General features: G+C 59.0%; 26 protein-coding genes. 9 read left to right on the forward strand and 17 right to left on the reverse strand.

Annotation, left to right across the window (positions count from 1 at the left end):
- Positions 1 to 26 precede the first annotated feature (26 nt).
- The gene (coxB, locus tag AP059_RS20585) at positions 27 to 1,154 is read right to left on the reverse strand and encodes a cytochrome c oxidase subunit II (protein ID WP_048363887.1); all 1,128 of its coding nucleotides are present in this window, start codon (positions 1,152 to 1,154) and stop codon (positions 27 to 29) included.
- A gap of 331 nt (positions 1,155 to 1,485) precedes the next feature.
- Here coxB and AP059_RS20590 point away from each other — a divergent pair, with 331 nt between their 5' ends.
- The gene (locus tag AP059_RS20590; protein WP_059765848.1) at positions 1,486 to 2,121 is read left to right on the forward strand and encodes a hypothetical protein; all 636 of its coding nucleotides are present in this window, start codon (positions 1,486 to 1,488) and stop codon (positions 2,119 to 2,121) included.
- A gap of 15 nt (positions 2,122 to 2,136) precedes the next feature.
- Here the strand turns inward: AP059_RS20590 and AP059_RS20595 are convergent, their stop codons facing one another.
- From AP059_RS20595 to AP059_RS20605, 3 genes are all read right to left on the reverse strand, one after another.
- Positions 2,137 to 2,868 (reverse strand): carbonic anhydrase, encoded by a 732-nt coding sequence (locus tag AP059_RS20595; RefSeq protein ID WP_059765851.1) that lies wholly within the window; start codon positions 2,866 to 2,868, stop codon positions 2,137 to 2,139.
- Positions 2,869 to 2,930: 62 nt separating this feature from the next.
- Positions 2,931 to 3,431, reverse strand: a complete 501-nt coding sequence (locus tag AP059_RS20600) for a DUF523 domain-containing protein (RefSeq protein ID WP_059765853.1) — start codon at positions 3,429 to 3,431, stop codon at positions 2,931 to 2,933.
- The gene (locus tag AP059_RS20605) at positions 3,428 to 4,063 is read right to left on the reverse strand and encodes a 2OG-Fe(II) oxygenase (RefSeq protein ID WP_059765855.1); all 636 of its coding nucleotides are present in this window, start codon (positions 4,061 to 4,063) and stop codon (positions 3,428 to 3,430) included. Before AP059_RS20605 ends, AP059_RS20600 begins: the two co-directional genes overlap by 4 nt.
- A gap of 151 nt (positions 4,064 to 4,214) precedes the next feature.
- Between AP059_RS20605 and AP059_RS20610 the strand changes: the two genes are divergently transcribed.
- Positions 4,215 to 4,967, forward strand: a complete 753-nt coding sequence (locus AP059_RS20610; RefSeq protein ID WP_059765857.1) for a DUF2059 domain-containing protein — start codon at positions 4,215 to 4,217, stop codon at positions 4,965 to 4,967.
- Between the two features lie 33 nt (positions 4,968 to 5,000).
- On the opposite strand, the gene AP059_RS20615 is transcribed toward AP059_RS20610, so the two are convergent.
- Positions 5,001 to 5,948, reverse strand: a complete 948-nt coding sequence (locus AP059_RS20615; protein ID WP_059765859.1) for an alpha/beta hydrolase — start codon at positions 5,946 to 5,948, stop codon at positions 5,001 to 5,003.
- A 109-nt stretch (positions 5,949 to 6,057) separates the two neighbouring features.
- Here AP059_RS20615 and AP059_RS20620 point away from each other — a divergent pair, with 109 nt between their 5' ends.
- Together AP059_RS20620 and AP059_RS20625 are read left to right on the forward strand one after the other, a co-directional pair.
- Positions 6,058 to 6,642: a DUF6436 domain-containing protein gene (locus tag AP059_RS20620; RefSeq protein ID WP_059765861.1), complete on the forward strand. Its 585-nt coding sequence runs from the start codon at positions 6,058 to 6,060 to the stop codon at positions 6,640 to 6,642.
- 29 nt (positions 6,643 to 6,671) lie between these two features.
- Positions 6,672 to 9,053 (forward strand): penicillin acylase family protein, encoded by a 2,382-nt coding sequence (locus AP059_RS20625; protein ID WP_059765863.1) that lies wholly within the window; start codon positions 6,672 to 6,674, stop codon positions 9,051 to 9,053.
- Positions 9,054 to 9,083: 30 nt separating this feature from the next.
- On the opposite strand, the gene ubiA is transcribed toward AP059_RS20625, so the two are convergent.
- Together ubiA and AP059_RS20635 are read right to left on the reverse strand one after the other, a co-directional pair.
- Positions 9,084 to 9,974 carry a 4-hydroxybenzoate octaprenyltransferase gene (gene ubiA, locus AP059_RS20630; RefSeq protein ID WP_059765865.1) on the reverse strand — a complete coding sequence of 297 codons (891 nt, stop codon included), beginning with the start codon at positions 9,972 to 9,974 and terminating at the stop codon, positions 9,084 to 9,086.
- Positions 9,974 to 10,528, reverse strand: a complete 555-nt coding sequence (locus AP059_RS20635; protein ID WP_165599951.1) for a chorismate--pyruvate lyase family protein — start codon at positions 10,526 to 10,528, stop codon at positions 9,974 to 9,976. Before AP059_RS20635 ends, ubiA begins: the two co-directional genes overlap by 1 nt.
- A 211-nt stretch (positions 10,529 to 10,739) precedes the next feature.
- Here AP059_RS20635 and AP059_RS20640 point away from each other — a divergent pair, with 211 nt between their 5' ends.
- The 4 genes from AP059_RS20640 to AP059_RS20655 all read left to right on the forward strand — a co-directional run bounded on the left by AP059_RS20640 (position 10,740) and on the right by AP059_RS20655 (position 13,143).
- A complete protein-coding gene (locus AP059_RS20640; RefSeq protein WP_003437744.1) occupies positions 10,740 to 10,907 on the forward strand; it encodes a rubredoxin in 168 nt (55 codons plus the stop codon).
- Positions 10,908 to 10,941: 34 nt separating this feature from the next.
- Positions 10,942 to 12,090 carry an FAD-dependent oxidoreductase gene (locus tag AP059_RS20645; RefSeq protein WP_059765871.1) on the forward strand — a complete coding sequence of 383 codons (1,149 nt, stop codon included), beginning with the start codon at positions 10,942 to 10,944 and terminating at the stop codon, positions 12,088 to 12,090.
- Positions 12,091 to 12,279: 189 nt separating this feature from the next.
- Complete coding sequence (locus tag AP059_RS20650) at positions 12,280 to 12,555, forward strand: HU family DNA-binding protein (protein ID WP_048363875.1); 276 nt, start codon at positions 12,280 to 12,282, stop codon at positions 12,553 to 12,555.
- A 207-nt stretch (positions 12,556 to 12,762) separates the two neighbouring features.
- A complete protein-coding gene (locus AP059_RS20655) occupies positions 12,763 to 13,143 on the forward strand; it encodes a hypothetical protein (protein ID WP_048363874.1) in 381 nt (126 codons plus the stop codon).
- Between the two features lie 90 nt (positions 13,144 to 13,233).
- Here AP059_RS20655 and AP059_RS20660 read toward each other — a convergent pair whose 3' ends face one another.
- The 6 genes from AP059_RS20660 to exbB all read right to left on the reverse strand — a co-directional run bounded on the left by AP059_RS20660 (position 13,234) and on the right by exbB (position 20,051).
- A complete protein-coding gene (locus AP059_RS20660) occupies positions 13,234 to 14,634 on the reverse strand; it encodes an aminoacyl-tRNA deacylase and HDOD domain-containing protein (protein WP_059765874.1) in 1,401 nt (466 codons plus the stop codon).
- A gap of 79 nt (positions 14,635 to 14,713) precedes the next feature.
- Positions 14,714 to 16,789: an ATP-dependent DNA helicase RecG gene (gene recG, locus AP059_RS20665; RefSeq protein WP_059765877.1), complete on the reverse strand. Its 2,076-nt coding sequence runs from the start codon at positions 16,787 to 16,789 to the stop codon at positions 14,714 to 14,716.
- Positions 16,790 to 16,797: 8 nt separating this feature from the next.
- Positions 16,798 to 17,718: a hydrogen peroxide-inducible genes activator gene (locus AP059_RS20670; protein ID WP_048363871.1), complete on the reverse strand. Its 921-nt coding sequence runs from the start codon at positions 17,716 to 17,718 to the stop codon at positions 16,798 to 16,800.
- 162 nt (positions 17,719 to 17,880) lie between these two features.
- On the reverse strand, positions 17,881 to 18,627 hold the full coding sequence (locus AP059_RS20675; protein ID WP_059765879.1) for a TonB family protein: 747 nt from the start codon (positions 18,625 to 18,627) through the stop codon (positions 17,881 to 17,883).
- A complete protein-coding gene (exbD, locus tag AP059_RS20680; protein WP_059765881.1) occupies positions 18,624 to 19,052 on the reverse strand; it encodes a TonB system transport protein ExbD in 429 nt (142 codons plus the stop codon). Before exbD ends, AP059_RS20675 begins: the two co-directional genes overlap by 4 nt.
- Before the next feature lie 6 nt (positions 19,053 to 19,058).
- Complete coding sequence (exbB, locus tag AP059_RS20685) at positions 19,059 to 20,051, reverse strand: tonB-system energizer ExbB (RefSeq protein ID WP_059765883.1); 993 nt, start codon at positions 20,049 to 20,051, stop codon at positions 19,059 to 19,061.
- Between the two features lie 184 nt (positions 20,052 to 20,235).
- Here exbB and AP059_RS20690 point away from each other — a divergent pair, with 184 nt between their 5' ends.
- On the forward strand, positions 20,236 to 21,105 hold the full coding sequence (locus AP059_RS20690) for an SDR family oxidoreductase (protein ID WP_059765885.1): 870 nt from the start codon (positions 20,236 to 20,238) through the stop codon (positions 21,103 to 21,105).
- 72 nt (positions 21,106 to 21,177) lie between these two features.
- Here AP059_RS20690 and AP059_RS20695 read toward each other — a convergent pair whose 3' ends face one another.
- From AP059_RS20695 to rpoZ, 4 genes are all read right to left on the reverse strand, one after another.
- Complete coding sequence (locus tag AP059_RS20695; protein ID WP_059765887.1) at positions 21,178 to 21,921, reverse strand: hypothetical protein; 744 nt, start codon at positions 21,919 to 21,921, stop codon at positions 21,178 to 21,180.
- Between the two features lie 67 nt (positions 21,922 to 21,988).
- Positions 21,989 to 22,369 carry a RidA family protein gene (locus AP059_RS20700; RefSeq protein WP_019828190.1) on the reverse strand — a complete coding sequence of 127 codons (381 nt, stop codon included), beginning with the start codon at positions 22,367 to 22,369 and terminating at the stop codon, positions 21,989 to 21,991.
- A 33-nt stretch (positions 22,370 to 22,402) separates the two neighbouring features.
- Positions 22,403 to 24,508, reverse strand: a complete 2,106-nt coding sequence (spoT, locus tag AP059_RS20705; RefSeq protein WP_048363865.1) for a bifunctional GTP diphosphokinase/guanosine-3',5'-bis pyrophosphate 3'-pyrophosphohydrolase — start codon at positions 24,506 to 24,508, stop codon at positions 22,403 to 22,405.
- Between the two features lie 60 nt (positions 24,509 to 24,568).
- Positions 24,569 to 24,832: a DNA-directed RNA polymerase subunit omega gene (gene rpoZ / locus AP059_RS20710; protein ID WP_016782707.1), complete on the reverse strand. Its 264-nt coding sequence runs from the start codon at positions 24,830 to 24,832 to the stop codon at positions 24,569 to 24,571.
- Between the last annotated feature and the right edge of the window lie 152 nt (positions 24,833 to 24,984).

A 24,984-nucleotide genomic window follows, 5' to 3' on the forward strand; every position in this document is an offset into this window, starting at 1 on the left:
TCCTTGCGCGCACATCAATGAACCGCTCATTTGCCTTGCGCCTGTTTCAGCGCGAGCACGTCTTTAGGGGTGACCATGTCGCCTTTGTTGTTACCCCACGCGTTGCGCTCGTAGGTCACGACCGCCGCCATGTCGACTTCTGACAGTTGCTTGCCGAACGCAGCCATTGCGGTGCCGGGCTTGCCGAAAAACACACGGTGCAAGTGGTCTTCAATAGGGCCGGTGGCAATCGGCGAGCCTTTAAGCGCCGGGAACATCGGCGGCAAGCCCTGGCCTTCAGCCTGGTGACACGCCACACAGGCGGTGTGATAGACCTTGTCGCCACGGGCGATCAGTTCCTCGCGGGTCCAGTCTTTACTGGTCAATTCCTTGAGTTGCGCAGCCTGGGCCTTGCGCTCCGCGAGCCAGGCGTCGTAATCGGGCCGGGTTTTAACGTCGACCACAATCGGCATGAAACCGTGGTCCTTGCCGCACAACTCGGCGCACTGGCCACGGTAGACGCCGGGTTTCTCGACGCGCGTCCAGGCTTCGTTGATAAAACCCGGTATGGCGTCACGTTTGACCGCGAAGGCTGGCACCCACCAGGAGTGGATAACATCGGCAGAGGTCACCAGAAAGCGCACCTTGGCGCCAATCGGCAACACCAGCGGCTCATCCACTTCGAGCAGGTAATGCTCATCCTTGGGGGCTTTGTTGTGGATTTGATCGGCGGGGGTGGCCAGATTGCTGAAGAACTCGACGTCCTGGCCCAGGTATTTGTAATGCCACTTCCACTGGTAGCCCGTGATCTGGATGTCGACATCCGATTCACTGCTGTCGTAGATGTTGATCAGGGTTTTGGTGGCCGGCACCGCCATTGCGACCAGGATGAGCAAAGGCACGACCGTCCAGAGGATTTCAACCGTGGTGCTCTCATGGAACTTGGCCGGTTCCTGCCCCGTGGAGCGACGATGAACAATCATCGACCAGAACATGGCACCGAAGACCAAAATGCCGATGACCACACAGATCCAGAAAATGGTCATGTGCAGGTTGAACACCGCATGGCTGACTTCAGTCGCACCGGGCGTCATGTTCACGGTCCAGGCGGCATGCGCCTGATTGAAAACAGACCACAACAACAGGCCCATCCATAGATGTGGATGTCGCTTCATTGCGGGTTCCCCTTTATTTTTCTTGTTATTGCGCCGGTGTGTACCTGCGTTACAAGGGGGCGGTTTTCAAACCAGTGAACCTTGACCGCCGAGCCTCGCCTGCTCAGGCAGTCGGGCATCATCAGAAAACGTTTACAAAATCGAGTATAGCCAGCGCCTTAAACCCCGCAATGTGAGGGGGCAAAACAGCGAAAAACTGACTCCAACGACAAATGGCACTCACTGCCCGGTCACAAAATGAATAACAATACGCGCCCTCTGAAAAAGGCCCTGGGTTTCACGTGGGCTATTTTTAACGATATTCCCTGTCTAGCGTTCCCCTGGAGTGCCCATGAACACCGCTGCCCTGCGCGAGCAGATCTTGCGTGCCCAACAGCATGAGGCCCTTACAGGCCTGCTCGCTCGCCAATTGGAAGACACGCTGCCACACCTTCACACAGCCATTCATCTGCCTGAACTCGACAAAAATGCGGTCATGACCCGGTTTGTCAGTGCCTACATCGCTCAGGTGCCTGACTTGCTGGACGCGGCCAACGAAGTCGCCCGCGAGGCGGGTATCGAATCGCAAATCAAGCCGGTGCTGAAGATTGCCGAGCAGTTTTTTCTTCAGCCACCTGCACTGATGGCCGGGCACGTCGGGCTGGAAAGTTTGCTGGATGAAGCGTACCTGGCGCACCGTCTGGTGGAAGAGGTCAACGACCTGTACATCAAGCACTTCCAACAGCCGCTGATCCCGCTGGACACCACCGTGGCCAACCTGATCGCGCACCAATTGATCGGCGAAACGTTCGCCAACCAATTGGACGAAGTGGTGCACCACGCCGTTGACGAGATGCTCAACGACGAAAGCTTTGCGCTGGAGTCGGTCGAAGCCTACCGCGAGAAGCTGATCAGCCCACAGACCGGTGCTGCCTGGAAACGCTGGCCGTGCCTGTCCAAGCAGTTGGGCGTCGGGCTGAATTTTTAACCTGACAGGCGGTGGTTAAAAGCGCGCTTTGGGCGTCGCACTCGGGATCGGGGTAGCGCCATCGAGCGGCAGGAAGGCACCTTTGTCCGCGTCGTACGCTTTAATGGCGCTGGTTTCGATGTCGTACACCCAGCCGTGAATGAACAGATGCCCGCTGGCCATGCGCGATGCCACTGAGGGGTGCGTGCGCAAATGCTGCAACTGGGCAATCACGTTTTCTTCGGTCAATACGTGCATGCTTTCGGCTTCGTTGGCGCAGTTACAGTTGTCCTGCACCATGGTTTTGGCCACTTCTACGTGGTGCAACCAGGCTTTAACGGTCGGCATTTTTTTCAAGCTGGCGGGGTTGAGCACGGCCCGCATCGCGCCGCAATCCGAATGCCCGCAAATGATGATGTGCTGCACGCCCAATGCCAGCACGGCGTACTCGATAGCGGTTGAAACACCGCCGTTCATCTGGCCGTACGGCGGCACTACGTTGCCCACGTTACGGGTCACGAACAGATCACCCGGCGCACTTTGAGTAATCAGCTCAGGCACGATGCGCGAATCTGCGCAGGCGATAAACATGGCGCGCGGGCTTTGTGCGGTGGCCAGTTTTTTGAAGAAGGCTTCTTGTTCGGGGAAGATTTCGTGATGGAAATGCAGAAAGCCATCAACAATGTGGTGCAAGGCTGCATCGGCGCTGTCAGCGGTAGCAGGACCTGTGGCCGAGGCAGCAGGCTGCGGTTTTTGTTTATCACTCATCGCGTATTCCCCAAGGCAAAGTGGCACGCGATGTTACCTGAACTCAAATCCTGGCTCTACGTTCAAAAGCGGGCGGGGCCTACACGGTCCAGCACGCTGGCTGCCTCTTCCAGCTCCAGTTCACTGAACACCTGCACCCCGGCCTGGGTCAGTAACGCTGCCGTCACCCCTTGGCCTTCGACTTTGATCCCGCTGAAGCTGCCGTCGTAGGTCAAGCGGTTACCGCATGAAGGGCTGTTGGCCTTGAGAATGGCAATTTTAATGCCGTGCTTTTCGACCAGCGCCAACGCCTGCTGCGCGCCGGACACAAAAGCATCGGTGACATTTTCGCCGTCCGCGGTCATGACCGGCACCTTGCCGCTGAGCACTTGCGTGCCTTGGCCACCGGGAATTTCAGCGGCGGCTCGCGGTGTGGGCAACCCACCGGCGACCTCGGGGCATAGCGCAATCACTCGGCCTTCGGCCTGCCATTTCGTCAGCTGTGGATAAGGCCCGCTGGCCCCGCCGTCATAGCGCACGCGATGGCCCAACAGGCAGCGGCTGACCAACACTTTTTGGCTCACAACAGCACCTGCGCTGCACGCCGCCGAAACCAGCCCGTCAACGACAGACGGTCGCGGGTCGCGGGCATCACTTCGTGAGGGACTTCGCCCGACAAAAACACCACCAGGCACCCGCCGGTCGGCAACACGTCGTACTCACCCCGGTCGTCGAGGTACATACGCAAATGCCCGCCGTGCTCAGGCAGCCAGGCGTCGTTGAGGTACACCACCGCCGAGACCATGCGTCGGTCATCGTCACGAAAACGGTCCAGATGCTTGAGGTAAAACGCGCCGGGCGGGTACATCGCAAAGTGACTTTCGAAGTCTTCCAGGCCCAAAAAAAGCCTGCGATTCATGGCGATTCGCAGGCTTTCCATTAAGCCGAGATAACTGTCACAAGCCAGTGCTTCACCGGGCTCCAGCCATTGGATATGGTCACCGCGGATACCTTCGCGGACCTCCTGATTGGGCCCACGCCCGACCGCTGCCGGGGACAGTTCACCCTGCACCGAACGTTTATGGCACTCGGCCGCCAGCTCCTGGGTCAAATCCTGGGGCAGAAAGATGTTTTGCTGCGACCATCCCTGTGCGTACAGGTCGTCGACAATGCGCAGCAGCAGCGGATGATCAGAAGGTATTTGCATGGCGGGCATAGTATCCATACGCCTCAAAATCTGACAGAGCCGCAGAGCGGTGTTCTGAAATAAATACCGCTCGCACATTTAAAGCGGGTTGGGAGAGACGATATCTCGACAAGTCCTACGCCACACCCGGACAATAGCGACCTGCTGACAGGAGTCCTTCATGCGCCGCTTGTTTTTATCGTTACTTATTTTTTGTTCATTACCCGCATGGGCTGACAACCTGGATGACTTGTTCAAGGTGGCTGGCTGGTCAGACCAACGTGCGCATTTCAATGACGCCCTGAGTGCCGCCCAAGAGCGCTATCGCAGCAACTTGCCGCCTGCTGTTTATCAAGCGTTAGTGACCAACAGCAGCCAGCGCTTCAACCCGCAAGCAATGGACAAGCGGGCCAAAGATCAAATGCGCAAGAACTTGCCGGATCCGGCCCCGGCGCTGAGCTTTTTTCAGTCCCCGCTGGGAAGCAAGATCGTGGCCGCCGAATTGCTGGCCACACGCCGCGACCAGTTGGCCAAGCATGCACAGGGCTTGCCGCGCATCGAGGCCAGCGCCACTCGCCAGCTGTTGATCAATCACTTGTCCAATGCGCTGCCAGCGCGTGAGGCCGGTGCAGAAGTGAGCCTGGCCATTGCCGGCGTCGCCGCAGACAGCTTGAGTTCAATGATCCCCGGTTTGCTCGGCGGTGGTCAGGCGCAAAGCATGCTCAATGGTCAGCGCCAACGGTTGATGGAGCAAATTGGCGGCGAATTGGATAACACCTTGCTCTTCGTCTATCGCGATTTGTCTGACCCTGAACTGGAAGAGTTCGTGACCTTCGCCGAGTCCCAAGACGGCAAAGTGTATTACCAGGCAGCCCTGACGGCGGTGCGCGCAGGCCTTGCCGTCGGGCAAAGCGCGTCGAGCCTGGCCCCGTAAGCGTTTTAGGACCTAAAGATCGCAGCCTGCGGGTTAGTCGTTGAAGTGCTGATCCAGAAACGCGAAGTAGCGCGCACGTATCGCGTCTGTTTCGTTGGCCAGATGGTGGCGTGCCTCAGGCAATAACAGCACCTCGGGCCGCGTGAATTTGGTTTTCAACACCCCCAGGTTGTGCCGCCAATCCACCGTTCTATCGGCCTCGCCCTGAATGATCAGCAGCGCGCGCGCACTCGGTGCAGCCTCTTCAATACGCCCAATCCAGCGCGCCAATGCGCCGACCCAGGCCGTGGGCAAACGCAGCGGCTGTAGCGGATCGGCCAGCAAAAAAGGCATGAAGTCAGGGTTATTGGTGTTTTCGCTAAAGCGTCGGGCAATGCCTTTGACGAACGGGCGCAGCAGGTAATAGCTCAATTTTGACCAACGCCAGTCTTTGGGTCGCACCAGCGGCGCCATCAAGATGGCCTGCCCTTGGGCCGGACTGTGGGTGCCCTGATGCAGCAGGTGATCAATCACAATCGCGCCGCCGGTGCTTTGCCCACACAAATGCCACGGTTGAGGCAAGCCAAGCGATTGCGCCTCGATGAACAAACCCTGGAGCGCTTCCTGATACTGGTTGAAATCGCCAATGCTGGCCCGTTCGCCGCTGGACAAGCCATGCCCCGGCAAATCACAGGCAATCACCACAAAACCTCGGCTCAGCCCCCATTCGATCACATGCCGATACAACCCCATGTGATCGTAAAACCCGTGGATCACAAACAACGTCGCCACTGGCACACCCTCGGGCCACCACACTTGGCTGACCAGATCGTAACCACCGGCGCGGTAACACCCCAGTTGCCGTTGCACGGGCGCGGCGTGATGCGCGAAGTCCAACCCGTAAAACCGCTGGTAGGCCAGCCCCTCGCTCGATAACGGCCGGGCTGCGGCTAAAGGCTGCAAACTGGCGCGTAAAGTGTCGGGGGAAAACGGGGCAGGCATAAGGGCTTCCAAACAGGGCGCGTGCGCGCAAAACAGGCTTTATAGACCGTCGATATTCATCTGTCAGGTCAAGCATGGCAAGCTACGCGGCCTTCGAGGATCTTTTTGCATGCGCCTGCCCACCTTCAAAACCCTGCTTGCCTGCGCGTTCACCCTTACCTGTGCGCTCAGTTTGTGGGCCGCGTATGACTGGTTTCAGGGCCGTTACATTCGCGCATTCAGTGATCAAACCGCGCTATTTGCCGGAGATGTATTAAGCCTGCCCGCCGAACTGTCCGGGCCGGGGCCGATTCGCGTGGTGCACTTTTGGGACCCGGCCTGCCCGTGCAATGTGGGTAATCAGCAGCACCTGAGCGAACTGCTCGCGCATTACGGACCGTTGGGCGTGGTGTTTTATTCGGTACAAAAACCCGGCACCCACGGCCAACTGCCAGCCACCTTGGGGGCGATCAAGCCGTTGACCAACCTGCCCGGCGCTGAGCACTTGAGCGCAAGCCCGGCCGTGGCGATCTGGGACCACAGTGGCCAATTGGCTTATTTCGGGCCGTACAGCGAAGGCGCCACCTGCAATGCCAGCAACAGTTTTATCGAACCCATCCTGCAAGCGCTGAGCGCAGGCCGCCCGGTAAGAGCCACTCACACTATGGCTGTGGGCTGTTATTGCCCGTGGCAGGCCGATCACGTCACCCCGTGATGGCGCTTTAAAGAACAAGGAGTTCACCCATGAAACGCAGTCTGACCGTCATCGCCCTTGTCGTTGCCGCAGTGGCCGGGGGAGGGGTCTGGTACGTACAGAGCAAGTTGCCCTCGCGTCAGGGCCAGGTCGAGCTGTATACGCTTAAAGAGCCTGTCACCGTGCGTTACGACGAGCGCGGCGTGCCGCATATTCGCGCCGGTAATCAGCTCGATATGTACCGCGCGCTGGGTTATGTGCAGGCGCAAGACCGGCTGTTTCAGATGGAAATCATGCGCCGCCTGGCCCGCGGAGAACTGGCCGAAATCCTCGGGCCCAAGCTGGTAGAAACTGACAAGCTGTTTCGCAGCCTGCGCATCCGCGAACGCGCAGCCACCTATGTGAACGCGCTGGATCAGCAGTCCCCTGCGTGGCAGGCGCTGCAAGCCTACCTGGACGGCATCAATCAATATCAGGCCACCCACGCCAAACCTGTGGAGTTCGACGTGCTGGGCATCACCCCGCGGGCCTTCACCGCCGAAGACACCATCAGCATCGCCGGTTACATGGCCTACAGCTTTGCGGCGGCGTTTCGCACTGAACCCTTACTCACCTACGTACGTGATCAATTGGGCAGCGACTACCTCAAGGTTTTCGATCTGCAATGGCAACCCAAGGGCGTCGTGCCCCCGGCGCTGGCGGCCAACGACTGGAAAACCCTGGGTGCTCTGGCGCAACTCAGCGACAGTGCGCTGAGTCAGGCTGGCTTGCCGCAGTTTGAGGGCAGCAACGCTTGGGCCGTGTCCGGCAGACGCACGCAAAACGGCAAGCCGTTGCTGGCGGGCGACCCGCACATTCGCTTTTCAGTGCCCTCGGTGTGGTACGAAGCGCAGCTGTCTGCGCCCGATTTTGAGCTGTACGGCTACCATCAGGCGCTGGTGCCGTTCGCCTTTTTGGGCAACAACCGCGAGTTCGGCTGGAGCCTGACCATGTTCCAGAACGATGACCTGGACCTGATCGCCGAAAAGACCCACCCCAAAAATCCCAATCAGGTCTGGTACCACGGCCAGTGGGTCGACATGACTCGCACCGAGCAAGAGATTGCCGTCAAAGGCCAGGCGCCGGTCACGCTGGTGCTGCGTCAATCGCCACACGGGCCGATTGTTAACGATGTGCTGGGCGATATTGCAGGCAATACGCCGATTGCCATGTGGTGGGGCTTTTTGGAGACCAAAAATCCAATCCTGGAAGGCTTTTACCAACTCAACCGCGCTAACACCGTGAGCAAGGCGCGCAAGGCTGCCACGTATATTCAGGCGCCGGGGTTGAATGTGGTGTGGGCCAATGCCCAGGGCAATATCGGCTGGTGGGCGGCGGCGCAACTGCCTAAGCGCCCGGCCGGGGTCAACCCGGCATTCATTCTGGACGGCAGCAGCGCGCAGGCAGACAAATTGGGCTTCTACCCTTTCAGTGCCAACCCGCAGGAGGTAAACCCGCCGCGCGGCTACATCGTGTCGGCCAACTTTCAGCCGGTATCGCCCACCGGGCTGGAGATTCCCGGTTATTACAACCTGGCCGATCGTGGTCAACAGCTCAATCGCCAACTGAGCGACGCCAGCGTGAAATGGAACCTGAAAAACAGCCAGGCGTTGCAGTTGGGCACCACCACCGACTATGCGCAGCGCGTACTCAAGCCTCTGTTGCCGATACTGCGCAAGGGTGTCAGCGACCCGGCCGAGCTTAAGTTGGTTGAGCAATTGGCGCAGTGGAAGGGCGATTACCCGCTGGACTCAACGAGTGCCACGCTGTTCAACCAATTGCTGTTCAGCCTGGCGGATGCCGCCATGCACGACGAGTTGGGCGATGCGTTTTTTGACATCCTGCTGACCACCCGCGTGATCGATGAGGCGCTGCCGCGTCTGGTCGCCAGCCCGGACTCGCCGTGGTGGGACAATCGTCACACGCTGACCAAAGAGACCCGGGCGGACACGGTCAACGTTGCCTGGCGCAACAGCCTCGTTCAACTCAAGGCCACCTTGGGCGACGACCCCGCGCAGTGGCAATGGGGCCGGGCGCACACCCTGACCCACGAGCATCCGCTGGGTAAACAAAAACCACTGGACTGGTTGTTCAATGTCGGACCTTTCGCAGCGCCGGGTAGCCATGAAGTCCCCAACAATTTGTCCGCAAAACTCGGCCCTGCCCCTTGGGCGGTGGGTTACGGACCGTCTACGCGGCGCCTGATCGACTTTGCCGATCCCACCCACACGCTGACCATCAACCCGGTGGGCCAGAGCGGCGTGCCGTTCGACAAACACTACAAGGATCAGGCGCAAAGCTACATCGAGGGGCGCTACGACAAGCCGTACATGGAGGACGCCGACGTGCAGCTCAATACCCGCAGCACGTTGCGATTGATGCCCAAGCCATAGAGGCGGGCAACGACTACGGGTGGCGTGGGATCACGCCAACGCGTAGTTGAGGACGATGCCGACAAAGATCGCCAAACCCGCCCAATGGTTGTGCAAGAAGGCCTTGAAGCAGCGTTGTGGATCGCGGTCGCGGGTGTACCAGAATTCCCACACGAAGCAGCCCGCGGCCACCAACAGCCCCATATGGAACCAGCCACCCAGTTCAAACTGGGTGCCGGCCAGCCACAGACAACCCAGCGCCAACCCTTGCAGGCTGAGGTTGATCACCCGGTCTGCGTCGCCAAACAGGATAGCGGTCGACTTAACCCCGATTTTCAGGTCGTCCTCGCGGTCCGTCATGGCGTAGTAGGTGTCGTACGCCACCGTCCACAGCAGGTTGGCGATGTACAGCAACCACGCCGCCGCTGGCAGGCTGCCCGTCTCGGCGGTAAACGCCATCGGCATGCCCCACGAGAAGGCTGCGCCCAGCACCACTTGCGGGTAGTAGGTGTATCGCTTCATGAACGGGTAGCTGGCGGCCAACGCCAAACCGCCGAATGACAGCCAGATCGTAGGCGCATTGGTGCACAGCACCAGCAGGAAGCTGATCCCCATTAGCACGGCAAAAAACACCAACGCTTCTTTGCCGCTGATTTTTCCGCTCACCAACGGCCGTTGTTCTGTGCGTTTGACGTGGCCATCGACCTTGCGATCTGCAAAGTCATTGATCACACAGCCGCCGGCACGGGTCAGGATCACGCCGAAGACGAAGATCAGCAGGTTGCTCAGCGACGGCACACCTTTGGCCGCAATCCACAGCGCCCACAAGGTGGGCCACAACAGCAGGTAAATGCCGATGGGCTTGTCCATGCGCGTTAACTGAATAAAGTCCCATGCGCGAGGGTTCAAACGGTTGAGTGATTTAAGCAGACGCACGTACATCAGTTGTTCTCCGACCGGGCACTCACGGCGGCCCACAGTTTGGGTAAAAACACCTCAGCCACCAGCACGCTCAGCTTTCCTCGAACAAAGCGCGACCGTCGCGCCCAGAGCGTATCGACCTGATCGGCCTGGGGCAGCCACTCGCGCGGGTAATGGCACACCTGCAACGCGCCGCGCTCGAACGCCTCATCGCTGAACAGCAATTGCCCCAAAGAACGCGTGCCCAGCTGGTCCATGTGCAAGCCGCCCGCTTCAAGTGCGCTTTGGCACGCTACGCTGCGCGCAAACACCCAGGGCTGCTGGTGCCCACACAAATACACTTCGCGCACCCAGCCCCGGCTGTTACCAGGCAGGTCGAGCGCGGCGCATTCGTCCTCGCGCAAGGTCTGCCAGCCTTCAAACAAGGGCAAGACACTGAAGTTATTCTCAGAAAGAGCTGTGAGACGAAGGGTCAACGAGCCTTGATCGAACAACCAGTTTAGGGTGTGTTCATCGGGCAACGCAGGAAGGCGGCTTTGTTCAAGCCAGACGGGGGAGATCAACGGGGAAGTCATGTGCGGCACAGTCGGTCATAATTGGCAGCCATTGAGGGCGCCGAGCTTATCACGCTGCCTCCCGAATGAGCGCTTGAGTGCCGATTGGCTGCAATCTCGCTTGCATCTACCGGTTTTGATCCGTACAAAACGCCCTGAACTCGACGAGCAACACAGCGTCACTGCAAAAGTCTGTGCCCTCGCCAAAGCCTGAACCCAAGGAAATACCCCCATGAAAAAGTGGCAATGCATCGTATGTGGACTGATTTATAACGAAGCCGATGGCTGGCCGGATGATGGCATCGCCCCCGGCACGCTGTGGCAGGACGTGCCCGAAGACTGGCTGTGCCCGGACTGCGGCGTAGGCAAAATGGATTTCGAAATGATCGAAATCAACTGATACCTTTTTGAGTTTCGCCTTTAGGGAGATTGGAATGAACGCACCTGTCGTGATCGTTGGCACCGGGCTGGCTGGCTACAACCTGGCCCGGGAATTTCGCAAGCTGGACAGCGAAACGCCGCTGCTGTTGATCACCGCCGATGACGGGCGTTCCTATTCCAAGCCCATGCTGTCCACCGGTTTCGGTAAAAACAAAGACGCCGACGGCCTGAGCATGGCCAGCCCCGGAGCGATGGCTGAGCAACTGAACGCCCAAGTGCGCACCCACACGCGCATCAGCGGGATTGATCCCGGCCACAAGCAGTTGTGGATCGGTGAAGAAGCCGTGCCGTATCGCGACCTGATTCTGGCGTGGGGCGCGCAAACGGTGCAGGTGACCGTTGAAGGCGATGCGCAGGACGCTATTTACCCCATCAACGACCTGGAAGATTACGCACGCTTTCGCACCGCCGCCGCAGGCAAGCGCCGCGTACTGATACTGGGGGCCGGCCTGATCGGCTGCGAGTTTGCCAATGACCTGATCGCAGGCGGCTATGACGTGGATCTGGTCGCCCCTTGCGAGCAAGTCATGCCCACGTTATTGCATCCTGCGGCAGCAGCAGCGGTGCAAACCGCTCTTGAAGGTATCGGCGCACGCTTGCACCTAGGCCCGATACTCACGCGCCTGCAACGCACTGCGGACGGGGTTGAGGCGCATTTGTCTGATGGTAGCGTCATACGTTGTGACGTCGTGGTGTCAGCCATTGGCTTGCGCCCACGGACTGATTTGGCCGCCGCGGCCGGGATTCGGGTCAATCGCGGGATTGAAGTGGACCGCCTGCTCAAGACCTCCCACGCCAACATTTTCGCGCTGGGTGACTGCGCGCAGGTTGAGGGCCTGAGTTTGCTGTATGTCATGCCGCTGATGAGCTGCGCCCGGGCACTGGCCAAAACCCTGGCTGGCAACCCCACTGCTGTCAGCTATGGCGCCATGCCCATCACGGTAAAAACACCGGTGTGCCCGCTGGTGGTGTCGCCTGTGCCCCCAGGGTATGAAGGCGTTTGGTCGGTCGAAGGCAGCGGCCCAGACATCAAGGCGGTGTGCCGCGACGCAGATGGCAAATTGCTAGGTTATGCACTGACCGGTGAGGCCGTTCGCGAAAAACTGGCCCTCAACAAAGAGCTGCCTGCACTTTTGGCGTAAACACTGGCAACTCTGTCGCATATGCCTTTGCCTTGGCTCAACAAAGGCCGGATCGAAGCTGGCGCCGGCCTTGGCCGCATGCCATTCTCACACCGGTCTGCCGCAGAGTAGAGCCTGCGGCGCCTAAGGCGTTGCTCCCTTGAGAGCAGCACGGACATAACAACAAAAAACCGTCAAAGAGGCTTCATCATGCGTAAACCCGATCTCGCCGCCGCTATCGCGGAAAAGGCTGACCTCACCAAAGAGCAAGCCAGCCGCGTGCTCAATGCCGTGCTCGAAGAAATCACCCAAGCCCTGCATCGCAAAGACAGCGTCACGCTGGTTGGCTTCGGCACCTTTGTTCAACGCCACCGCGGTGCCCGCACCGGCCAAAACCCGCAAACGGGTCAGCCAGTCACGATCAAGGCCAGCAACACCGTTGCGTTCAAACCGGGCAAGTTCTTGAAAGACAGCGTCAACCCTTAGTGACAAACCGGCCTTTCGTCACATGAGGCCTTGAAGAATGGGCAAGCTGGCGCGGCTGGCGGCCCATTCTTGATAGCGACAGGACAATCGTGCGGCCATAAGTGGCAAAACGCCCCCCATCTACGCCTATCCATGCAGATATATGGCGTTCTTTGAACAAATCGTTACACTGCGCCGGCCATTTATTTTTCCCTTGAGGCCGCGTACATGAAATTTCGTTTTCTGCTCTGGATGCTGGGCTTCATGATGAGCAGGGCCAGCCGAAAAAACCCGGCGTTTGCCCAACAACTGGTCGACAAAGACCTGGTGTTCCAGCTGCAAACCCTGGACGGCAGCGTCGCCCGTCACTTCAAAGTCAAAAACCAGCGCATTACCAGCCACTCAGGGCTGTACCCCGAGCCTGCGTTTGCTATCGCCTTCAAAGATGCGGCCTACGGTTTCGCGACCATGCAGGCCAAGAACAAACAACTGGCGTTCATGACCGGGATTCAGGACAAGTCGATCCAGATCAAGGGCAACCCTGCACTGGTGATCTGGTTCCAGGGCCTGACCAAGTACCTGAAACCACGTAAAAAACCAAAGGCTTAAACCCGGACTTCGACCGTGGCAGCCTTTGGCAGCTTCTACGAGGAGGGAGTAGCGCTGCGCGCTGTTCTTCGGCCAACCTGGCCCCGTAGGTCAGGCCTGACTGAATTGGGCGGCCAGCTCACGCAATAACACCTCGGCCTCCAGCACTTTGCTGACGACGTCTTCGGCTTTTTCGCGCGTTACGCCCAAGCTTTCAAACAGCGCGTCAGGCAGCGGGTCGTATGGGCCGTGCCCAATGCCACGGCTGCGCAGCAGCCCCACCGCCACGCCCACCAGATTGGGGTACTGCGCATGTTCACCGGCGTAGTGCGGGTCATGTTGAAACCGCAGGGCCGCCGCCAGTTCGTCCGGCATGTCCCAATAGCGCATCAGCCAGGCGCCGATTTGCTCACGGGTAATACCCAGCAAATGCTGTTCAACCATGCTGTGACTGACATGCGGGTTGACTTCAAGGTGACGGCAAATCAGCGAGAAGTGCGGCGGAAACACGTGGGCCAACAGCAGATAGCCAAAATTGTGCAGCAGCCCCGCCAGGTACGTCAGACCGGTTTCAGGGCGTTCGGCCCGGGGCATGGCACGGGTCAGCCCCTCAATGACCGCCGCGGTGTAAATCGACTGCTGCCAGTAAGGCGTGCTCGATTGCGGGTGATCCTTGGGCAGGCTCAGGGTTTTACCCAGCGCCAGCCCCAGTGCCAGGTTAATCACCAGATCAAAGCCCAGTACGCGCACGATCGCGTCTTCAACTGAACGGATCTTGCCCGGCGAAGCGTAGTACGGTGACGCCGCCCAACTCATGACTTGTGCCGCCAGCGCAGGGTCCGTTTCGACAACACCGGTGATGTCGTCGATGGTGGCGTTGGGGTCTACGCGCAGGCGGATGATTTTGCGGGCGGTTTCGGCCAACGGCGGGATTTCGATTGTCGCTTCAAGACGCTGCTGAATACGGCGCGCAGTGAACGCGTGCACCGCTTGAGTGATGGCATCACCGTCTTCATCCGGGCGGTCCAGATTAAGCTTGATGGCTTCCAGCGGCTCGGCAAAACGCCCTGCGCTGGCCTTGGTCAGCATGCTTTTGAAGTGTTCCTGAGAAATCTCCAGCAACAGCCCCGGCTCACCGGCGTTAATCAACAGCAAGGGCTGTTGCAGCAGCTGTTCTTCATACAGGCAAGGCGAACTGGTGAGGGCCGGCAAACCTGGCAGCAGCGTCAGCTCATGCTTGCCGAGCATACGCTCAAGGTGCGCGGGCGCGACAGTCGTCATGCGCCGCCCGATCAGCTCGGCCAGACGATTGAGGTCAAGCAAGTGACTCTGCGGAAACAGCACCATGAGCGCGCCGACCGTGTCATCGAGCAACGCTGCTTGAACTTTGCGTGCGGGGTTAAGGCCGGGGTGGTCAATGACTTCCCGGTACGGGATGGCCAACTCGCCAAGCAGCTGTCGAATAACCGACGGCGTGTGGGGAACAGTTGGGGCGCTGGCAACTTCAGTCATGGTGTGTGTCCGGTTCTTACAACTCAAATGTGGTAATCAGACAGTTAATCGGCCGCTGATCTATTTACTGAACGCGCCTTTAAACCTGCCCGTATTGCTGACCGTGGCGCAGCCAGCGGTCCAGCAAAGGGCTGACGTGGGTGGGCCAGCGTTCCAGCAGGGCTTGTGCCGCGTCGCGAACAGCGGGAAGCAGGTCGGCGTCACGCATCAAATCGGCAACTTTAAACTGCAAAAGCCCGGTTTGCCGGGTGCCAAGCATTTCGCCGGGGCCGCGCAGTTCGAGGTCTTTTTCGGCGATGACGAAACCATCGTTGGTCTCGCGCATGATGCCCAAACGCTGACGGCCAATTTGCGACAGCGGCGGGTGATACAGCAGCACACAATGGCTCACTGCGCTGCCTCGACCGACGCGCCCGCGCAATTGGTGCAACTGCGACAAGCCCAGTCGTTCGGGGTTTTCGATGATCATCAGGCTGGCATTGGGCACGTCCACGCCGACTTCAATCACCGTAGTGGCAATCAGCAATTGCAACTCGCCGGCTTTGAACCGGGCCATGACCTCAGCCTTTTCAGCAGCTTTCATGCGCCCGTGTATCAACCCGACGCGCAATTCACCCAAGGCGCTGGAGAGGTCTTCAAAGGTGGTTTCAGCCGCCTGACAGGTCAGTTCTTCAGACTCTTCAATCAGCGTGCACACCCAGTACGCCTGACGCCCTTCGGCACAGGCCGCACGCACTCGCTCAATGACTTCGAAACGCCGCGTGTCGACCACCAGCACCGTGTTAACCGGGGTTCGGCCCGGCGGCAGTTCGTCGAGGATCGAGGTGTCGAGGTCGGCGTACGCACTCATGGCCAGGGTGCGCGGGATCGGCGTCGCGGTCATGATCAATTGATGCGGGCACATGACGCCGCCCACGCCTTTATTACGCAGGGCCAGGCGCTGTTGCACACCGAAACGGTGCTGCTCGTCGATGATGACCAGCGCCAGGCGCTTGAACTGCACCTGATCCTGAAACAAGGCGTGCGTGCCCACCACCATCGGCGCGCCGTTGGCGATGTGCTCCAGTGCAGCGATACGCGCCTTACCTTTGAGTTTGCCCGCCAGCCATGCCACCTCAAGCCCCAACGGTTCCAGCCAGCGCTTGAAGCTGATGAAGTGCTGCTCGGCGAGGATTTCGGTGGGCGCCATCAGCGCCACTTGATAACCCGCCTCCAGCGCTTGCAAGGCGGCCATCGCCGCCACCACCGTTTTACCCGACCCCACATCCCCTTGAATCAGGCGCAACATAGGCTCGGGCTGACTGAGATCGTAGGCAATTTCGTTGCCGACACGCACTTGCGCCCCGGTCGGGGAAAAGCCCAAGTTGCGCAGAAACTGCTCAGGCAACGTTCGGGCTTTAGCCAGGGCGGGCGCACGTTGCGAGCGCAAGCTTTCGCGCAAACGCTGCTGAGACAGCTGATGGGTCAGCAGTTCTTCAAACGCCAGGCGGTGCTGTGCCCAGTGATGGCCCAAGGCGAGTTCTTCAACGTCTGCATCGGCCGGTGGCTGGTGCAGATAGCGAATCGCCTCATCCAAAGGCGCCAGTTGATAGTCTTTGGCCAGCTCGCGCGGCAACCAGTCCGGCAGGCTGCGTGGCCCCAACATCGCCAGGCTTTGCAGGCTCAGTTGGCGCAAGCGCTGCTGAGTCAGGCCTTCAGTGGTGGGGTAGATCGGGGTCAGCGTGGTGTCGACCGGCGGTGGTTCATCGCCCGTAATGGCACGGTACTCCGGGTGGTAGATTTCCAGCCCCGACGCGCCGGGACGCGCTTCGCCATAGCAACGCACTTCAGTGCCGCGCTTCAGGCTTTCCTTTTGCGCATTACTGAAGTGGTAGAAACGCAGGCTCAGGCCACCCGTGCCGTCATTGATGCGCACCAGCAAGCTGCGGCGCTTGCCCATGACCACATCGGTGCCAATCACCCGCCCTTCGACCACCGCATCCTGACCGGGGCGTAACGCCCCGATCGGCACAACGCGGGTGCGGTCCTGATAGCGCAACGGCAAATGAAACAGCACGTCTTGCACGGTTTCCAGCCCGACTTTGGCCAATTTCTCGGCCATCGCCTCTCCCACGCCCTTAAGCGCCGTGACCGGCACATTCGACAACTCGGTCATAACAGTTCTTACGTCGCCGCAGGCGGCTTGGCCACCGAGCACAGACGGATCGAGTCCGCGAGGATCTCAATCGCTTTAGGCCGAGGGAAGCTGGCACGCCATGCAATCGCCACCGTGCGGAACGGCACTGGCGGGGTCAGCGGGCGTACGGCCAGCACACCGGGGGAATAATGGTGACTGTCGACAGCAGAGAGCGGCAGGATCGAAATGCCCAGGCCTGAGGCCACCATGTGCCGGATGGTTTCCAGCGAGCTGGATTCGACCGTGGTGTGCTTGGCGCCGTCATTGCCCTTGGTCAGGGTGGGGCACGCCTCAAGCACTTGATCGCGGAAGCAGTGACCTTCACCCAGCAACAGCAAGCTCTTGTCGTTGAGCAGGCTGGCGTCGATGGTGTCTTTTTTGGTCCACGGGTGCTCGCTCGGCATCAGCACGTAGAACGGCTCGTCGTAGAGCGGCAGGGTCAGCACGTCAGCCTCATGGAACGGCAGGGCGATGATGATCGCGTCCAGCTCACCGTTACGCAGCTTGTCGCGCAGGATGTGAGTGAAGTTTTCTTCGATGTACAACGGCATTTGCGGGGCGACCCGATGCAGTTGTGGAATCAGATGCGGGAACAGGTAAGGACCTACGGTGTAGATCGCGCCGACCTTGAGCGGTGCGGTGAGCTGGTTTTTGCCCGCCTGCGCCAATTCACGGATGCCTTGGGCTTGCTCCAGTACCTTCTGGGCCTGGGCAACAATGCCCTCGCCCACAGGCGTCAGGCGCACGGCGCTTTTGCTGCGCTCAAAAATCAGCACACCGAGTTCGTCTTCCAGTTTTTTCACGCCCACCGACAGGGTCGGTTGGCTGACGTGGCAACGCTCGGCCGCGTGGCCGAAGTGCTGCTCTTGGGCAAGCGTAACGATGTAGCGCAATTCTGTAAGGGTCATAGCGGGCGTCCATGAGGCTGCGGGCCGAAGCATAACGGCTGCAATCGATAGACGCACGTTATCAGACATTACCCACAGAGCTACAGTCGCTAATCACGCGCTTGCCGGTTTTTATCTATACAGCAGATGCAAAAAAGGCACCTTACGGTGCCCTTTCTGGTATCAGCGTCGACGTTTATCGATGGAATAAACGAAGGGTGCCACGATCTCGATGCTGCCATTGGTCAGCATGTCAGCCGGAGGCTTGGGCAGAGGTTGTGCCCGACGGATCATTTCCAGGGTGGCCCGGTCCAGATCAGCATTGCCTGAGCGCCCGACCAATTCGTAGGACAGCACCTTGCCTTGCGCATCGACTACAAAGCGCAGACGGTTCAGACCTTCTTTGCCCCGCGATTGAGCAGCAGCCGGGTACTTTTTGTACTTGCCCAGGTGGGCCAGTAAAGTACCTTCCCAACTGGCTTTGGCTGCCAGTTGTTGCGCCGAAGGGCCACGGGTCTGTGCGGCTGACTTCTCGCTGGGCGCCTTGGTCGGCGTCGCGTCGCTCGGTTTCTCTTCTGAAGGTTTCTCTTTGACCGGGTCAGGTTTTTCCACAGGCTTGGGCGGTTGAGGCTTTTGCTTGGGTTTGACCGGCTTGGGAACAGAAATCTTCGGCTTGGGCGCTTCGGCCAGCTTGGGGATCGGCAACTCTTCTACTGGAGCCGGCGGTTGTGGTGGTGTCACCACTTTCGGCGGCGCAGGAGGAGGCGGTGCCGGCAGCGGCGCGAGATCGACCATCATCGCCTGGGGCGGAAGTTCGATTGCGCGCGGGTTAGACCATTGCAGGGCGAGTATTACCGCCACTGCATGGACACCCAACACCACGGCCAGGCTGGTTGCGTAACGCGTCATCTTTTGGCGCGCTATGGTCATTTCTTGGCTGCCGTCTCAAGTCCGACCAACCCGACCTTCAAGTAACCGGCTGCGCGCAATGCATCCATGACGCTCATCAAGTCACCGTAGTCCACACCCTTGTCGGCCTGGAAGAAGATCGTTGTGTCTTTGTTGTTATGCGTACGGGCGTCCAGAGTCGGACCCAGCGCTTCAACGGTGACGGGTTCTTCGCCCAGGTACAGGCGCTGATCCGCCTTGACGCTAAGGAACACCGGTTTCTCGGGGCGCGGCGCCGGTTTGGCGCTGGACGCGGGCAGGTCAACCTTGATATCCACGGTGGCCAGCGGTGCGGCCACCATGAAGATGATCAGCAGTACCAGCATTACGTCGATAAAGGGTGTGACGTTGATTTCGTGGTTCTCGGCCAGATCGTCGTCTGCGCCTTCTTTCAAATGCAGGCCCATGGCCGATTACCCCACTTTCACCATGTGCGGTTGCGAGCTGCGCTCAGGCGGCAGGTGATCAAGGTCACGGCTAACCAGCAGCAACACTTCAGCCGATGCGTCCGCCACCTGAGCTTTGTAGCCGGTGATGGAGCGGGCGAAAACGTTGTAAATCACAACCGCAGGGATCGCCGCTACCAGGCCCAATGCCGTGGCCAACAGCGCCTCGGCAATACCCGGCGCCACAACGGCCAGGTTAGTGGTTTGGGTTTTGGCGATGCCGATAAAGCTGTTCATGATGCCCCACACGGTGCCGAACAGACCCACGAACGGTGCTGTCGAACCAATGGTGGCCAACACGCCTGTGCCGCTGCTCATGTTGCGACCGCACGCCGCAACCAGACGCTCAAGACGGAAGCTGACGCGCTCTTTGATGCCTTCTTTTTCACGGCTATTGGCCGACAGACGCATCTCTTCAAGGGCGTCTTGTACCAGCAGGTGAGCCAGCGTGCCCTCTTTAGTGGCCGATTCGCTGGCTTCTTTAAGGGTGCGAGCTTTTTTCAGGCTGGCGATTTCGGAGCGCAGACGACGCTTGGCGCCCAGCACTTCGAAGCCTTTGGCGATCCAGATGGTCCACGTGATGATCGAAGCGATTGCCAGACCGATCATCACGATTTTGACGATGATGTCGGCATTTTTGTACATGCCCCACGGCGACAGGTCATGGGCCATGCCCAAGCTGTTGTCTTCTTCGGCGACGATTTGTGGTGCGTCATCCGCAGGGGCCACAACACCCTCAGCCTGGGCTGGATCTGTAGCACCCGGCGCTGCAACAGGCGCGGTGGCATCAGCGGCAGCGGCACTAACGGTTGCAGGAGGTACGGCAGCGTTCGCTGGCTCATCGGCAAATGCCGCAGCCGGAGCAAGCAACAGGCTGAACATCAGCGCCGCCACACCACGCCAAAGGCGTGCAGGGCTCAACAGCTGGGTTGGCGAAGCGGTGGAATGATTGCGTGTCATGCTAGCCGGACCTGAGAAGTTTTGAGGTTTTGCCCTACAACGCGTGTAAGACCAAGGACAAATGATGCGTTATTATTGCAAGTAATTCTTGTTAACAAAAGCAATAGCACCTGTTTTTTTCCAAGGTCACGACCAACGTCTGACCTTTTTTGGCCGCTTTGCAGCTTTTCATTAGGAGTTTGAGATGCCCAACGCCTCTGTCTTGATCGTCGGTTGTGGCGATGTCGGAAGTCGACTCGCCACTCAGTTACTGAAGGACGAATGGAAGGTTTACGGATTAAGGCGATCCATCGATCAACTGCCTGAAGGCGTGAATGGCGTCGCGGCCGACCTGTTTAAAGACCCGTGCCCGGCGCAATGGCCCACGGGCCAAATCGACTATGTGGTGTACAGCGTCGCCGCCACCGAGCACGACGAAGCGGGTTACCAAGCCGCGTATGTCGATGCGCTCAAACGCACGCTCAGTTGGCTCAAGCAACATAATCAACAACCCAAACACCTGCTGTTCGTTTCCAGCAGCGGTGTTTATGTGCAGCAGGCAGGTGAGTGGGTCGATGAAACCTCACCGGCCGAGGCTACCAATTACTCGGGGCGGATCATGCTGGACGCGGAGCAGATCGCCTTGAACAGCGGCATTCCCGCCAGCGTAGTGCGCTTGACCGGGATCTACGGTCCTGGCCGGGAGTGGCTGCTGGGGCAGGTGCGCAAGGGCTATCGCGTGGCTGTTGAACCGCCTCTTTATGGCAACCGCATCCACGCCGATGACGCGGGTGGACTGCTGGCCTATCTGCTTGAGGCTCATCAACACGGCAAAACGTTGGAGGACTGCTATATCGGGGTCGATGATGCTCCCGCGCCATTGTCAGAGGTTGTGAACTGGCTCCGGGAGCAATTGGGCGTGACCGAGTGGTCTGAAGAGGCAAGCGTAAGGCGGGCGGGGAGCAAGCGTTGCAGTAATGCACGCGCCAAGGCCCTCGGATGGGAGCCGCGCTACCCAAGCTATCGCGAAGGTTATGCGGCGATTTTGGCGGGACAGCCTGGCAAAGCACACTGATTACGCATGAGCTGGCGAAGGCTGCGCGCTTTTGACCTTAAAGGCTCGCAGCCTGCGGGGCGTTGGGAGTGATCAGCGCTGCTTCTCAAGCACCCATTCGCGCTTGCCGGGGTACAACTGAGGCATTTCGTCTGGCTGGGAGGCATCCAGCGCTTCAAAAATTTCGAGCTGTTTGCCATTGCGCACAAAGATGTGAGCCGCACCGGTCTCACCTTGCTGGAGCCAAAGGCTGTCGTATTCGCCGCTCATCGACGCACAATCACCTGCCAGGCACAGGGCGTAGGCGTTCATGCCCGGCAAGCCCTTGAGCTGCCCGCCAGCCAAAAAGGTCACGCTGGCGCCTTGGCCTGCACCCTCGGCAATACGCCATTGGCCACCCAGATAAGCCGTTTTGAGGGCTTTTTCAAAGCTGGTGCCCAGCGGATCTTGCGCCGCCACATTCACTGACGAGCGGGCAAAGACCTGTTGAGGATCGGCGTCTGCCGCCGCTTGTACCAGCTCTTCGCCTGCAAGGCTCAAAGCCGTTGCCGAACTGCCATAGAAATCGACTTGCCACACGCCCTTGTCTTCGGGTTGCAGCTTGCCCTCCACTCGCTCAAAGCCATTGGTGTAGCGGGCTTGAGCGGTTTGAGTGTCGATGTCCCACTCAAGGTTAGGGCCATACGCCAGCAACGCTTCACGCAGGTTGCCACCTTTGGCCGCCGCATCAATCGCTGCTTGGTTGATCCAGATACCACTGATATCGCGGTGGGCGGGTTCGCTGGCACAGCCACCCAGAAAAACGGTGAGCAGTGACAAGACTAGCGCTTTGCGCATAGTGGAATCCTTTTAAAACGGGGAAAAGCGAGGGTTGGCGCAGCATGAAGACGCTGCGCCGAGGGTGTTACTCGATGACCAGAATCGCGTCCATCTCAACCTGCGAACCCTTTGGCAGGGCTGCTACGCCAATGGCTGCACGCGCCGGGTACGGCTGCTCAAAGTAGGTGCCCATGATCTCGTTAACCTTGGCGAAATGGCTAAGGTCGGTCAGGAAGATGTTCAGCTTGACGATATCTTTGAACGAACCACCCGCGGCCTCAGCTACCGATTTCAGGTTTTCAAATACCTGGATGGTCTGGGCTTCAAAGCCTTCAACCAGCTCCATGGTTTTTGGGTCCAGCGGGATTTGACCGGACATGTAGACGGTATTGCCAGCTTTGATCGCTTGGGAATAAGTACCGATGGCAGCAGGTGCTTTGTCGCTGGTGATAACAGTCTTGGTCATGTGTGACTCCTTGAAATGGCCATTTGTAACGGCCTATGCACGCATCCGAGTGATGCGGATAACCCCGGTAAGGGCACGCAGTTTTTTGATCACGCGGGCCAGATGCACACGATCGTGCACGCTGACCACCAGTTGGACCACGCTGATACGACCATCGCGTTCGTCCATGCTGATCTTCTCGATGTTGCCGTCGGCGGCGTTCACGCTGCTGGCCAGCAGCGCAATCAAGCCACGCTGGTGTTCCAGCTCGACGCGCAACTCGACGTTAAATTCGCCGGTAACGTCTTTGGCCCACGAAAGCTGGATGCATTTTTCGGGGTTGTGGCGGATTTCACTGATATTGCGGCAGTTGTCCAAGTGCACAACCATCCCTTTGCCCGCCGACAGGTGACCCACAATCGGATCACCCGGAATAGGCGTGCAGCATTTGGCATAACTGAGCACCAGGCCCTCGGTACCGCGAATGGCCAACGGACCTTCGGGGCTTGGCAATTGCTCACCCTCACCCATCAAGCGGCGGGCGACCACATAGGCCATGCGGTTACCCAGGCCGATGTCTTCCAGCAGATCTTCAATGTGCTCCAGGCGGTACTCGCTGAGCATGGCCTGAACGCGTTCGGGCGCAATTTTGTCCAGCGAGCTGTTGAAGCCGTTGAGCACTTTGTTCAGCAGGCGCTCGCCCAGGTTCACGGACTCGGAACGACGCTGCAACTTGAGCGCGTGACGGATATGCGTGCGGGCTTTACCAGTGACCACAAAGTTGAGCCAGGCCGGGTTAGGGCGTGCACCCGGAGCACTGACGATCTCGACCGTGGAGCCACTTTGCAGCGGCTCGGACAGCGGTGCGAGACGGCGATTGATCCGACAGGCAATACAACTGTTACCCACGTCGGTATGTACGGCGTAAGCAAAGTCGACCGCCGTGGAGCCTTTGGGCAGCTCCATGATCCGGCCCTTGGGCGTGAAGACATAGACCTCGTCCGGGAACAGGTCGATCTTCACACTTTCGATGAATTCGAGGGAGTTACCTGCGCGTTGCTGCATTTCCAGCACGCCTTTGACCCATTGCCGCGCCCGGGCATGCGTACCGGTGTGCTGCTCATCACCACTGGATTTGTAGAGCCAGTGCGCCGCGATCCCGTTGTTGGCCATTTCTTCCATTTCACGGGTACGGATCTGAATTTCGATCGGTACGCCATGCATGCCAAACAGCGTGGTATGCAACGACTGATAGCCGTTGGCTTTGGGAATCGCGATGTAGTCTTTGAAGCGGCCCGGCAGCGGCTTGTACAAATTATGTACAGCGCCTAACACGCGGTAGCAGGTATCCACCTTGTCGACGATGATGCGGAACGCATAAACGTCCATGATCTCGTTGAAAGCCCGGCGCTTGCCGCGCATCTTTTTGTAGATGCCGTAGATATGCTTTTGACGCCCGCTGACTTCGCCCTGAATACCATCAATGGCTAGACAGTGACTCAGCGACTCTTCAATTTTGTTGACGATTTCTTTGCGATTGCCCCGGGCGCGTTTGACGGCCTGATAGATGCGCGCTGAGCGCATCGGGTACATCGCCTTGAAACCGAGGTCTTCGAATTCGATGCGAATGCTGTGCATGCCCAGCCGATTGGCGATGGGCGCGTAGATTTCCAGGGTTTCCTTGGCAATCCGCCGGCGCTTTTCGCCGGACAGCACTTCGAGGGTGCGCATGTTGTGCAGGCGGTCAGCCAACTTGACCAAAATCACGCGGATGTCCCGCGCCATGGCCATGGCCATCTTCTGGAAGTTTTCGGCTTGCGCTTCGGCTTTGGTTTCGAAGTTCATCTGGGTCAGCTTGCTGACACCATCAACCAGTTCTGCCACGGTTTCGCCAAACTGCGCAACCAGCGCTTCCTTGGCAATACCGGTGTCTTCGATCACGTCATGCAGCATGGCTGCCATCAGGCTTTGATGGTCCATATGCATATCGGCAAGGATATTTGCGACTGCCAGCGGATGCGTGACATAAGGTTCGCCGCTACGTCGGCGCTGGCCGTCGTGGGCTTGTTCTGCGTAGTAGTACGCTCGGCGGACCAGATTAACCTGGTCCGGGCCGAGGTACGCCGACAAGCGATCGGCGAGGGCGTCTATGCTCGGCAAGAGGGAGCCTCCTGCCAAAACTGTGAACCCTTCGCCGTGCTACGTCGACCGGGCATAGGCTTAGTTCGCCTCGTTGGACTCGTCCTCGAACGCTGCGAACAGCGGTTCGTCTTCGACGATTTCAGCGTTGGCGATAAACTCGTAGCTCATCAGGCCTTCAGCGATTTCACGCAGGGCAACAACGGTAGGCTTGTCGTTTTCCCACTGAACCAGAGGCTCTTTACCACCGGTGGCCAGTTGACGGGCACGCTTGGTAGACAGCATGACCAGCTCAAAGCGGTTATCCACGTGTTCTAGACAGTCTTCAACGGTTACGCGGGCCATGGTCTTCCTCGTAGCAAATGCAATATGCGCGCTGCCCGGATGGGCGAGCGGACTGAACAGTTTAAAAAATCACCAGCCATTAGGGAAGCGCTGATTTTTCAAGCCCTGCCCCAAAACCCTCTGTAAGCGCCAATGTAAAGCCCTTACAGGGG

This window comes from Pseudomonas sp. TAA207 (assembly GCF_001529285.1).
Lineage (GTDB): Bacteria > Pseudomonadota > Gammaproteobacteria > Pseudomonadales > Pseudomonadaceae > Aquipseudomonas > Aquipseudomonas weihenstephanensis.